Raw genomic sequence first — 11793 nt, 5'->3', positions numbered from 1 at the left:
ACGTGGATCGTCGGGGCCACGCCGTCCCCCGCGCAGCAGGACCAGTTCCGGCTCTGGAGGCGGGTGGTCGACGCCGTGCTGTCCGTCGTCAGGCCCGGCGCGACGGGGGGCGACCTCACGCGGGCCGCGCTGGTTGCCGCCGCCGACGGCCGTCGACCCTGGTTGGCCCACCTCTACCTCGCGCATGGCATCGGGGTGGACAGCGCGGAGGCGCCGTTCATCGGCACCGACCTCGGTAAGGAGTTCGACGAGAGCATCGTGCTCACGCCGGGGATGGTCCTCGTGCTCGAACCGGTCGCGTGGACGGACGGCACGGGTGGCTATCGGGCCGAGGAGATCGTCGCGGTCACCGACGACGGGTTCCGGCTCCTGTCGGATCACCCCTACGGGCCCTACGTCGCGTGATCGCGGAACGGCGAGGTCGCGCGCTCACCGCGATGACGCGGGACGAGGTCGACGCGCTCATCCTCGGCAAGGAGGCGAACGTCCGTTACGTCTCGGGTGCCCGGCGCTTGTGGCTGGCGGGGGCGCGCGCGTTCGCGCCGAGCTGCGTGCTGGTGCACGAGACAAGCGACGTTCACCTGCTGAGCATCACGGACGACGGCGTGCCTGGCGACATCCACCTCCAAAACCTGTATCCGATCACGTGGAACCCGGCGAACCTCCTCGGCCGGCTGACGCGCATTCCCGGGCTCGCGGCCGCACGCCGGATCGGCGTCGACGGCCTCACACCGCTGATGGACGCGCTGCTGAGCGCCACCTTCCCCAGGGCAGAGCTCGTGGACGGCCAGGCCCTGATGCTCGCCGCCCGCGCGCGCAAGCTCTCGGCCGAGGTCGATTGCATCCGCGCCGCGATCGGTCTGGCGCAGCGTGCGCTGGCCCAGGTCGTCGGCGCCACCCGGCCTGGCATGCGCGAGCGCGACCTGCTCGCGCGCTTCGAGCAGTGCATGGCCGATCTGGGCACCACGACTCCGGCGTTCGAGGGAACGTTCGGCCACCGTTTTCCTTCCGACCGCGTGCTGGCGGGGGGCGAGGCACTCGTGCTCGATGTCGGTGTGCTCGTCGACGGCTATCAAGGGTGCCTGGCCCGTACGGTCAACGTCGGCGAGCGTGAGGTGTCGACGGGGCCCGCAGATGTTCTGTTCGACGCGCTGGCGGCCGCGGTGCGGCCGGGCGCGACGGGTTCCGATCTGTGGGCGGCGTGGGACGCTTCCGCCGCGCCCCGCCCGTCTGAACCGGCCGCCTACGGGGTCGGGCTCGGCGTCGAACCACCGATCATCGGCGAGGACGTCACCGAGCTCTTGCCTGGGATGACGCTGTCCCTGCGCGCCGAGGTCGACGGTCGGGTGCGCCGTGACTCGGTGCTCGTGACCGACACCGGTGTCGAGGTGCTCGAGGAGCAGACCCGCATCGGCTGAGTCAATCTCCGGCCGGGCTCGGCGTGACGGGTGGTTCAGCGCTGGAAGTTGGGTGTCGGGCCCGTCGCCCATGTCGTCGAGTCGAGCTCGAGGCCTGGTTGGGTGGGGAGCACTTCGAGGTCCATCGCCGTGAGGCGGGTGCGCACTCCCAACCGCACGGCCGCAACTTCACTTATCGGAATGCGTCCGCCAGGCCAGGATCGTTGAACTGGTCGTAGCCGCACACCTGCCCGTTGCGCAGCTTCCAGATGTAGACCCACGAGCTCTCGCCCGGCTTGTCGGTGTTGCGCACGCGGAAGCTGACGTCGCCCATGGCGACGACGGTGTCGCTCTGCGCGACGAGCTCATTGACGGGGTGCGCGGTGACCTCCACAGCGCCGCCGAGCGCCTGGAAGAAGTCGACCACGTTGGCCTTGCCGGCGTAGTCGCCGGACCACGGGACGATCGGGTCAAGGTGCGCCGCGAAGCGGACGTCGTCGGTGAGCTGATCGAGGATGAAGGGGATGTCTCCCCGCCCGAAGGCCTCGAAGATCGACTCCACGAGCTGAAGGTTGTCCTTTTCGGTCATCGGTGGCTCCTCTGTTCGGTTGCTGAGGGTCCGCTCGACCGGGTGGCGATCCGGACGCACTCACTCGGGTTATTGATAAAGCTATATATCATAGCTATAGCTGTCAATCGAAACCTCGGCTACCATGCGCGCCATGTCGAGCGACGCATCGGCGACGGCGAGCAGACCCCACTCGGACCGGCGCGCTCGTCGCCGGCTGGAGACGATCGAGGAGATCCTCGACATCGCCGAGGCGGTGATGGCCGAAGACGGTGTCAACGCGCTCAGCATCTCGGAGGTGGCCCGCCGGCTCGGCGTGCAGCCGCCGTCGATCTACAAGTACTTCCCGTCGCTCATCGCGATCTACGACGCGTTGTTCGAGCGCGGCATGCGCCTGCACCTCGAGGTGCAGCGCGATGCGATGGCCGATGCCGCTCCGGGCCTCGACGCCCTCACCAAGGGGCTCGAAGCAACCGGTCGATGGGCGCTCGCGAACAGGGCGCTTGCGCAGCTGATGTTCTGGCGACCGGTGCCCCGCTTCGAACCAACCGCGGAAGCCATGGAACCCAGCATCGAGATGGTGAACCTGCAACGCAGCGCGCTCACCGATGCAGTCCGCGCCGGCGAGCTCGGTCCCGGCGCCGACACCGACGACGCGCACTACATCGTCTCGATCCTCATCAAGGGCGTGCTCACGCAGGCGCTGGCCAACGAACCCGACCTGCCCTGGGGACAGGGGCGCTTCACGCCCGTCTTCCCCAAGCTCATGGAGATGCTCCCCGCCCTCTACCCGCCGAGCACCCAGCGGCCTCGCGCACGCTGATCGCGATCACGACGTTGGTGGACCTGGGTGTCCACTGTGCGAACACCCAGGCTGCACGAGCGCCTCATCTCGTCGGTAGTTCAAGGCGCGGTGCTCGGCTTGCTTGACGCAAGAGCGACGGATGACAAGGAGGGCGGCTGCTTCCGACGTGGGTTCGCTCGGCTGAGCCCGGATCCAGTGGCTCAGTAAGGCCCGGTTCACGCCAGAACGACGGCTCGGTGGACGGCCTCACTGCCGACTTTGTTCGCTAGGCACGCGGGTCTGGCATGTCGGTAGCCAAGGGCGCCTAGCAAGCCAGAGCGAGCGACGACTGAACCGGTCCTGATCGGCGTCTAGCCTGCCCGTGAGGCAAGGGGTGCGGATATGGCGATTGAGGTCCGCGTTGTGGCCAATGCGGATGAGGCCACCGTCGTCTGGCAGAGCGATAGTCGGATCGGCGATTGCCGTGGCTTCGCGTTGTTGCGGGAAGGGCGAGAGCCATCCGGCGTGACAGTCGAGAGCATTCTCCACACGTCGGTGGGATTTGCCGATCAGAAGCCACACCCGCCGCCGGGGACGTTTCGGCCGAGCACCGAATGGCCGATTCAGCGCTTCTTGTGGAGCGACTACGACGCCGAGCGCTTCGACCAGGTCCGATACCGGGTCGTACCGATTATTGGTCGCGCCGGAGCCCTTCAGAGGGCGCCCGAAAACCAGCAAAGCGATTGGTCGGCGTGGGCGCGGGCCACTACCGGTCAGACGCCGGGCCTCAATGCGTACTTCAACCGCGGCATCGTGGCCGCGCAATGGCTCCGCCGGCGGCTGGCTGTGCCGGCGTCCGAGGAGCGAAAGGCGCTCAAGGATGTGATCAGCGATCCGACCTCCAAGATCCGCGAGTTCCTCGCCGGCCAGGACCGCGTCGCGCTGCTTGCGCTCCTTGATGAAGCTGAGGCGAGCCGTCAGCAGATCTACGCGGCCTTGTACGAGCTCAACGACCCCGAGCTGATTCCAAGGCTGAAGGCGTTGGGTGAGCGCTGCAACTTGGTGCTGGCCAACGGCGCGTTCTCTGCCACGACGCCGGATGAGAATCTCGACGCAAGCAACGATCTGGCCGCCTCCGAGGTTGCGCTACACCGCAGGCTGGTGGGATCGGGCCACTTCGCGCACAACAAGTTCGTCGTTGTCTGCGACCACGAAGGCAAGCCGCTGCGGGTGTGGACGGGCAGTACCAACTGGACCGTGACCGGGCTGTGCACCCAGGCGAACAACGCGCTGTTGATCGACGATCAGACCGTCGCGCGGGCCTTCCTCGACTATTGGAACCGCCTGCTCGCCGCGGGCGATGACTATCCACCTGAATTGGCCGACACCGACAGCACGCCCATGATCACGAATGTCGGGTCGTCGCACGTCACCACCTGGCTCACCCCGGTACGCAAGAAGGTCGACCTTGCCGACGCGCGCACCCTCATCAACGGCGCGCGGCAGGGGATCCTGTTCTTGATGTTCAATCCCGGCCCGAAGGAGACCCTGTTCGACGATATCCTCGCTCGCCGCGACGCCGGCGTGTTCGTCCATGGCGTCATCAACCAGGATCCGGGCGGCAGGCAGACACCCAAGGTGCTCCTGCTCGACCGAGGCAAGGAATTGCCCAGTGACCCGGGCGTCATCCTGCCCGCCAACGTTTCCGAGGACTTCGGCTTCTGGGAACAGGAGCTTCGCAGCTACTCCTTGGCCATGGTGCACAGCAAGGTGATTGTGATCGATCCGTTCGGGGCTCACCCCGTCGTGATGACGGGCTCGCACAACATGGGGCCGAAGGCCAGCGCGAAGAACGACGACAACCTCGTGCTGATCGAGAACGCTCCTGGCCTGGCGGGTGAGTACGCGGTGAACGTGCTGAGCATCTATAGCCAGTACAAGTGGCGCTTCAATATGTTGCCCAAGCCGAGCACCCGCTCGACCGTCAAGGGAGCCAAGCCAAAGCAGTCTTCGGCGCGTCGGTGGCAAGGGCTACGCGATGACGACACCTGGCAGGACGACTTCTTCTCGGGCCCGCGGGTTCGCGAGCTTGACTTCTGGTTCGGCCGCTTGGCGTCTCCCCCGGGCTGAGCGGTCGCATCATCGAATCCGGGCGGGTCCCCCCGCGGGAGGAGGACCCTTTCGTCGAGCGCGGCGACGGGCCTAGAGTCACGGTCGGCTTTCTCCGGGAGGTGCGATGGCGGGGTCGATGATCTACCGGCTGCCCGTGGCCGACGCGACGGCGCCCCACATGATCGCCTTCCGCAGCGCGATGGCCAAGGCCGAGGCCATCAGCGACAACCGGGGGTACAACTTCATCGCCGGGTTCCACGGGGCGCCGTTTTGGTACTGCTGGCACCACCAAATCAACCGCCGCACGCGGATCAGGGCGCAGCTGTTCCTGCCCTGGCATCGCGCCTATCTCTGGTACCTGGAGCAGGCGTTGCGAGATCAGGAGGAGGCCGGAGCGCAAGTACCGGCCGCGTTGCCTTACTGGGACTGGACGACGCAGAGCCGGATCCCGCCGGCCTACGCGGCGACGAAGGTGGGGACCGAGGCCAATCCGCTCTATGCCACCAAGGCCGTCGTGCCCAATGCTCAGCCGCCAATCAACCGACGAACCACCCGGAGTCCCGGGCGCACACCCGGCAGCCGGCTGCCGACCGCAGCGGAGATCGCCGACGTACTGACAGACACCGACTGGATGTCGTTCGCCGACCGCCTCGAGGGCTTCCACGACGACGTGCATGTCTGGGTCGGCGGCAGCATGCAGGATGTGACAACGGCGGCGTATGACCCGATCTTCTTCGCGCACCACTGCATGATCGACCGCATCTGGTATCTGTGGCAGGTCAAGCACGGCAGCGGCGGCATCCCAGGAGAGCTCCTCGATCTCGAGCTGCCACCGTTCGGGAAGCGGACTCGTGACGTCCTCGACGTGCAGGGACTGGGCTATGAGTACGCGGCCAGCGCCGCCAACGTTCCCGTGCCCACAGGCGGCGCACAATGAGCGAGCTGCACGTTTTCGGTCCCATCGCGCACGGCGCTGATCGATCGATGTTCCGCGCTGATCTCGAGCTCTACGGGATCAACCACTTTCGCCCGTCGTACGTGGGGCTCGTCTTCTTCAATGACCCCGAGGCGGATCCCGACAACGCCAGCGAGGACCGAGCGAGCTATGCCGGCCGCTTCGCGATCTTCGGGCATCAGAGTTGTTCCGGCGATGAGGGCCATTGCGAGGTCCATGAGCATCTTCGGCGCTTTGATGACCGGCCCTCCCACCCGCTGACGCGGGCGTTCAAGCGAGTAATCGTGACCGACGCGCTTCGTCGTTGTCTCGACGAGGAGCTCACCATCTCGATCGTCGTATCGGCGGATCCCAAGGCTGCGATGGAGTTTGAAGGTCCGCTGCTGGATCTCCAAGGCATGCAGATCAGCACATTCGTCTAGCGAGCGCGCACAACCGACGGGCGCGGGAGGCTCAATCTGAGTGGCCAGTGACGGCGCGGTTAGTTCCGAAGCGACGCTCGATGAGCGGCGTTCTCGAGCGCTCCTGCCTCCGTCCCCGGGTTCCGACGCATCGCGGCCAGGCGACCAGGATCGTCTGACTCGTGGTCTGCGCTTGGCACTCGGTGTCTTCGGCTGTGGATTCGCGGTGGCAGGGGTCGCGAGCGCCTTTGTTGGAACGGGTGATGCATCAACGGCGGTCCTGGTGTCCGCGGGGACGGCGGTGATGTTCGTCGCCTATCTCGGCCCATACATCACACACATCAAGTTCCAGCAGTTCGAGGCGGATCTCGAGGCGATTCGTCAGACCGCCGTGCGCGAAGTTCGTACGGTCAAAGACGAGGCTGTGCAGACGGTCCAGTCGGTGAAGAACGAAGCCCTCGAGAGCGTCCGGTTGTTGCAGGAGTCTGCCCGATCGTTTGAGGGGCTACGAACAACCATGCCGGGTGGTGGCGAGCGCGACATCGAGTTCGACAAGCAACTGCGGCAGGCAGAGGCTCAAGCCCGGGAAGGGCGAATCAACACCGAGCAAGTCGCTGAGTGGCTTGCCACCAAGACCCCCGGGAATCGCATCTTGGCACTTGGCGCGATGCGCGGGGATCCGCGGCTGCTTGACTTCGACCAAATCCTTGATGTGATCGATGATCCACACGGTGGGTTCGATCAGGATCGCTTCCTGCTGCTTGTGGCCGAGATGATTCCACAGCTGAACGATCATCAGCGGCTCAGACTGCGTCGGGTGATTGAGCATCAGCGGAGCAGTGGTGAGATCAAGCCACAGCGCATTCGATGGCTCACGTCGGAGCGGATACTGCGCCTCCTCACCAGATGAACGATCAGTGGAGGGTCTGGCGACCGCCTCGGAGCGTAGCGTTCAGCGAACCGGAGCCATGACGACGGGAGAAGCGAAGCCGATGAACGAGAACGATCCGGGCGCGAAGGCCGCTCAGTTCGGACCGCTCGCAACCGCCGTCCTCGGAGTCTTCGCGACGATTGCCGGAGGGCTGACGGTGGCCGGCGGAGGCCCAGATCGCGTCCTACGCAACCATCCGCTGTTGGCGCTCGGAGCGCTGAGTGCGCTGACGGCGACACTGTCGTTCGCAGGAGGGGCGACCTTAGCGTCCTCGGCGTCGCGGGATGCCTCCCAACGTTCAAAGAGTAGCGGGCGCCTGGTAAATACTCTCTTGATATCGCTCTTCTCTTCTTGATTGCTGGCGCCGCGTGTTCCTTTGTCGCTGCGTTTGAGACGTCACGAGATCACTTCCAACCAACGATTGACGCCGAATTCTCGTCGACGCGTGGTTTCCTGACGCTGGAGGGCCGCGTGACGGACAGCGGCTTACGTCATTCAGAACACGTACGCATCCGCGTCTTTCGAACGGGTCCGGGCAAGCCGTTGGGCGACGCGATCTATCAGGCGGACCAGGGCGCTGACGCCGGCGGCAAGGTCGATGCGAAATTTTCTGTGCCCCTTGAGCCAAACGGAGAGCCGGAGGTTCAGATTGAGGCGTGGACAGGGCACGAGCCGGACTGCGCCAAGGACCTGACGAACGCCAAAGTCACGCTCGGCTGTGTTCTCTTATCTCTTCCGGCGCCAGACGCCCGGCCGCATCTGGTCGCGGCCGTTGACGGCAACGGCGCCACTCAGGCGCTGCAACTCAAGATCAGCAAAGGGCGGGGTGTCGACGATCGCCCGATTGAGGTCCGAGTCGACGTCGTGCCGACGGGAGCCACCGGCTCGATCCCCATCTTTCGTACGGTGCTGACGGCCGACGCCGAGGGCCACGTGAGCGAGACGCTCAGAGTGACCGTTCCCGCCGATGCAACCTCGGTCTGCTCAACAGCGAGACTCCTGACCGAGCCGCCAGCAGCGCCGAGTTGTCCGCCGTCACCGGAGGACCACGCTACTGCGTGGGCCCTGATCGCAGGCCCGATAGGAGACCCCGTGCCAGCGCCCGCGCGAGACCCCTAGGTCCAGCCTGGCCGAACGTGCGGCTTTCGACTGGCCAAGAGCTGTTAGCGAGACTGTCGAGGACGCTGCCGAGGAGCCGCCGTTGGCGACGCGGAGGAGTTGCCTGTCGCGCCGAACGCCGACGAGGGCCGAGCATGTAGCAGCCGTCGCGGAACCCGCGGCGAGCCGCACGCTGAGAGCTGCGCGTCGCGACCAGCCCATCGCCGCCGCCCGCTTGACGCCCACCCGTCTCCTTGATCGACCCGCGTCCGACGACCTGGCTGCGAGTCCTTGCTCGACGCCGGTAGGCGGAGGGGTCCACTCGCGGTAGGCCTGCGATCACCTCCCGATCGGGCGAATGGCGGCGAAGGCCCGGGAATCCGCCTCCTGGCGGGGGGAGATGGGGCAGCACGGTTCGAACGCTCTCATCGATTTCTCTGCACCCTTCACGGCATGCCCTACCGCATTGACGGCCATGAGCTGTCGGCCAGTGTCGCCGACCCGGGATCGTCCGTGGGCATCTGATTTGGGAGACCGTTCACCTAGCTGGTCCCGTCGAGCCCGGGACAAGTGACTCCTGCGGGGGCCTTTTCGCCAAGAACCTCTCGGCTGCGCTCTGTCCGTTCGCGAACAGTCGGTCGCGGACCGATTTGTCAATCCCGAAGTCCGTCGCAGAGACGCCGGTGGTGTCGACGTAGATCGTGCGTCGGTTCACGCCTTCTTCTGCCAGGCGATAGCGATTCCAGTCGCTGGTTAGCGTCTCCAGACACGTGATCGCGATCCCCAGCGCGGTCCGGACTTGCCGATCAGCTGTAGCGTTCGGCTCGGCCGACAGCTTCACGCCCCATGTGGGCCAGCGCGCCGGCTTTCCATCCGTGCGGTCGAAGACGGTGATCGGGAAGTTCGAGAGCAGGCCGCCGTCAACCCAGGTAACGGTCCCGCTCGCGCTGTCGAATTGAACCGGCCGAAAGTAGAACGGGATCGAAATCGATGCGCGAACCGCGTCGACTACGCGCTGCTGCCCGGCCTCCTTGCCGTACTGCGAGTAGTCCCATGGCAGCCGGACCAACGCCCTCCGGGAAAGGTCGCTCACATGGACGACCAGCGAATAACGCTGGTAGTCAGCGAGTGAGCTCTGCAGGTCGACCGTCTCGAGGTCGCGGAAGGTCGTCACCCCCGCTTGCTCCAGCTGCGGGCCGAGCCAGTCGATCAGGTAGTTCCCCGAATGGGCGCCCTCGTGGAGGAGCAGCTCTACCCCTTCGCCCAGCCGGCCTGAAGCCCGTTCGAGGATCGATCCGCCGGCAAACTTGCGGTATTGGACGCTGTTCATCACCTCCACGAGTTCGCTCATCTCTCGACCGGCCTTCTGCCAAGCCGCGACCAGCGACGCGACGATGGCTCCCGCGCTCGTGCCAGCGATCCGGGGGAACCTGTAACCCGCTTTGTCGAGCGCGAGTACCGCGCCCAGCAAACCGATGCCCTTCACCCCGCCACCCTCGAGCACAAGGTCCGCCTTCAGTTGCTCCGCCATTCTGGCTCACCTCCCGATATTGCGCGTGCACTCCGGACGTGCCGGTGGGCGACAACCGAGGCCTGCCCTCGGGGCACCCTCACGGTAGTCAAAGGGAGGAATGCGTACTCATGTTGCGTTGTGAATGTAGCGGGCCGCGTTGAGCGGTGATGCTGAGCATTGCGCGTGGCGATCGCACAGCGTCGGACGTGAGGACGACCGGGCGCTGTGCATCGGCGGAATTTGAGCTCAGCTCTGTACGGTCCCTCGGCGACTGCTTCGACAACAGCGTCGCCGAGAGCTTCTTCGGCACCGTTCAGCTCGTTGTTCGACGAGCACCGCTGGAGGAGCCGTGAGCAGCTCGCGATGGCCGTCTTCGACTGGATCGAAGCCTGGTACAACCGGCGCCGCCGGCACTCCTACTGCAAGATGCTCAGCCCCGTCGACTACGAAGCCCGACACACCCTCACCGCAACCGCGGCATATCACCACAACCGACCCGTCCGCTGGATCGGGGGAAGCTCAGACCGTTGTCGGCGCCGCTGGCTGCGGGCCCAACGAACCCCGAAGGGTCGGGACTCGCGAGGCCGAGATCCGGCTCGACGCCCCCGTTCTGGGGCGGCGCTACGTTCCAATGGTCTCCTCTGCGTCGTTCCAGCGGCCCTGGTCGGACAGTCGTCGATCAGGTGATTTGGTCAGACCGGTACAGATCTGTTTTGCGATCATTGTGTAAGCCGCACGACAGACGACACCCTCGCGCCAGCGCGATCGTGGAGGCAATGCCAGAAAGTGCGGCGAAAGCACCTGAACATCCGCGCATGCGAGAGACTCACGAGGGCCCGCGTGCACGACCGTGGAGGAAGACAGTGACGAGGTCAGCTAAGCGAATCTGTAGCGACAACAACTTCACTGTCGCCCTCACCACCTCGCGGGCGGACTCTCAACGCGCGAGCGAGACTCCAGGCAGCGGCGTGAGAGGGCGGCTCGTCAGCGGGTTTGGTGCACGCAGTGAGCGCCACGTCGACGTGGCGCTTGAGCGAGCTCGGCCCTCCGAGTCAGGGCGAGCGGTGACGAAATCGATAGCTGCGGTCGTCGGGCTCACGGCGGCGATGTCCGCACTTCTTCTCGGTTGCGGTGGCGGGCATGAGGAGCGCACCTCGGAAGCTTCTCGGCGGACGTCGACGACCGCTAGGGAGAGTGTCCCGGATTCTTCCGACGGTTCGGGACCGCTATCCGAAACCGGCACGACCCAGACGCCTCCACTCGACAGCGGCGTGCTTGGACCAGGCACCGTTGATCGGGGTGGGCGAGGCGGTGGCGCCGGCACCAATCGGGGAGGCGGCAGCGGCAACGGCGGCGGAGCCGGCGGGGGAGGCGGAGGGGGAGGCGGAGCCAGTGGTGGAAACGCCGTCGTGATTGTGGGGGGTCCCACATTGAGTGATGACTATCCGGAGCATTGGGGCAATCTCTATCTCACGGATCCGTCGCAGTGTGCCGTCTTCACCAACGACTCCGACCATCAGATCATTATTCGGTCAGTATCGGTTCCGAGTCCTCTGGTGCTCGTTACCGACTGCTCACCAGACGGCCAAGGGCGAAGCACGACGGGGTGCACAGCGGGCCTCGCGCTGCCCGCCGCCGGGGGGTGCGTGGCGGGGATTCAATTCGCGCCCGGCACAGACCTGACGAAGAACTACACGGGTGACAATAACTGGGATCTGTCGCAGATATGCACGGACACCGCGAGCCCGCCGTGTTCGGAGAAGGACGTGGCCGCGCGGCATCCATCGGTGACGAGTCCGGTCGAGGTGTGGTGGACAGTCACGCTGCCCATCCGGTTTTGCGGAGCAACCGACTACGCGGACGACCAGGGCAATCCCGGCGGCGCGGGTTCCAATCCGAGGAACGGCTGTACTGCGCCCTCGCCTGAGCAGCCGTCGCGCGCGACCGGCTCGCTCTACACTGCGTTCATCGCCTCTTCGTTGTTGTCACATGGCCACACGGTCTGACAACGCGGCTGTCGAGATCGCCCCAGCC

At 65.8% G+C, this 11793-nt stretch carries 10 protein-coding genes and 3 pseudogenes (1 of these 13 only partly in view); 10 read left to right on the top strand and 3 right to left on the bottom strand.

The genetic code is table 11. From position 1 onward, the window contains the following. Both E6G06_15135 and E6G06_15130 read left to right on the top strand, forming a co-directional pair. Positions 1-405 (top strand): annotated as a pseudogene (locus E6G06_15135) (aminopeptidase P family protein); it begins 745 nt to the left of the window's first position. Further along, positions 402-1418 carry an aminopeptidase P family protein gene (locus tag E6G06_15130; GenBank protein ID TML89115.1) on the top strand — a complete coding sequence of 339 codons (1017 nt, stop codon included), beginning with the start codon at positions 402-404 and terminating at the stop codon, positions 1416-1418. The pseudogene E6G06_15135 and the gene E6G06_15130 overlap by 4 nt, the downstream one beginning before the upstream one ends. 172 nt (positions 1419-1590) lie before the next feature. On the opposite strand, the gene E6G06_15125 is transcribed toward E6G06_15130, so the two are convergent. After that, positions 1591-1986: a DUF4440 domain-containing protein gene (locus tag E6G06_15125; GenBank protein TML89114.1), complete on the bottom strand. Its 396-nt coding sequence runs from the start codon at positions 1984-1986 to the stop codon at positions 1591-1593. A 133-nt stretch (positions 1987-2119) separates the two neighbouring features. Between E6G06_15125 and E6G06_15120 the strand changes: the two genes are divergently transcribed. The 6 genes from E6G06_15120 (at position 2120) to E6G06_15095 (ending at position 8267) form a co-directional block, all read left to right on the top strand. Continuing rightward, the gene (locus E6G06_15120) at positions 2120-2788 is read left to right on the top strand and encodes a TetR/AcrR family transcriptional regulator (GenBank protein TML89113.1); all 669 of its coding nucleotides are present in this window, start codon (positions 2120-2122) and stop codon (positions 2786-2788) included. Positions 2789-3151: 363 nt separating this feature from the next. Further along, entirely contained in the window at positions 3152-4879 is a 1728-nt protein-coding gene (locus E6G06_15115; protein ID TML89112.1) for a hypothetical protein, read from the top strand. Positions 4880-4985: 106 nt separating this feature from the next. Then, positions 4986-5798: a tyrosinase family protein gene (locus E6G06_15110; protein TML89111.1), complete on the top strand. Its 813-nt coding sequence runs from the start codon at positions 4986-4988 to the stop codon at positions 5796-5798. After that, on the top strand, positions 5795-6238 hold the full coding sequence (locus tag E6G06_15105) for a hypothetical protein (GenBank protein ID TML89110.1): 444 nt from the start codon (positions 5795-5797) through the stop codon (positions 6236-6238). The genes E6G06_15110 and E6G06_15105 overlap by 4 nt, the downstream gene beginning before the upstream one ends. Before the next feature lie 40 nt (positions 6239-6278). Next, the gene (locus E6G06_15100) at positions 6279-7127 is read left to right on the top strand and encodes a hypothetical protein (GenBank protein ID TML89109.1); all 849 of its coding nucleotides are present in this window, start codon (positions 6279-6281) and stop codon (positions 7125-7127) included. Between the two features lie 372 nt (positions 7128-7499). Beyond that, positions 7500-8267, top strand: coding sequence for a hypothetical protein (locus tag E6G06_15095; GenBank protein TML89108.1), 768 nt, complete (start codon positions 7500-7502; stop codon positions 8265-8267). 517 nt (positions 8268-8784) lie between these two features. Here the strand turns inward: E6G06_15095 and E6G06_15090 are convergent. Beyond that, complete coding sequence (locus E6G06_15090) at positions 8785-9777, bottom strand: patatin (protein TML89107.1); 993 nt, start codon at positions 9775-9777, stop codon at positions 8785-8787. Between the two features lie 345 nt (positions 9778-10122). Here E6G06_15090 and E6G06_15085 point away from each other — a divergent pair. Beyond that, a pseudogene (locus E6G06_15085) lies at positions 10123-10239 on the top strand (hypothetical protein). A gap of 793 nt (positions 10240-11032) precedes the next feature. Here the strand turns inward: E6G06_15085 and E6G06_15080 are convergent. Next, positions 11033-11158 (bottom strand): annotated as a pseudogene (locus E6G06_15080) (flagellar motor protein MotB). Between the two features lie 31 nt (positions 11159-11189). Between E6G06_15080 and E6G06_15075 the strand changes: the two are divergent. Beyond that, complete coding sequence (locus E6G06_15075) at positions 11190-11765, top strand: hypothetical protein (protein TML89106.1); 576 nt, start codon at positions 11190-11192, stop codon at positions 11763-11765. Positions 11766-11793 lie beyond the last annotated feature (28 nt).

This window comes from Actinomycetota bacterium (assembly GCA_005888325.1).
In the GTDB taxonomy this organism is placed as follows: Bacteria; Actinomycetota; Acidimicrobiia; order Acidimicrobiales; family AC-14; genus AC-14.
This window is presented reverse-complemented; position numbering and strand designations above follow the sequence as displayed.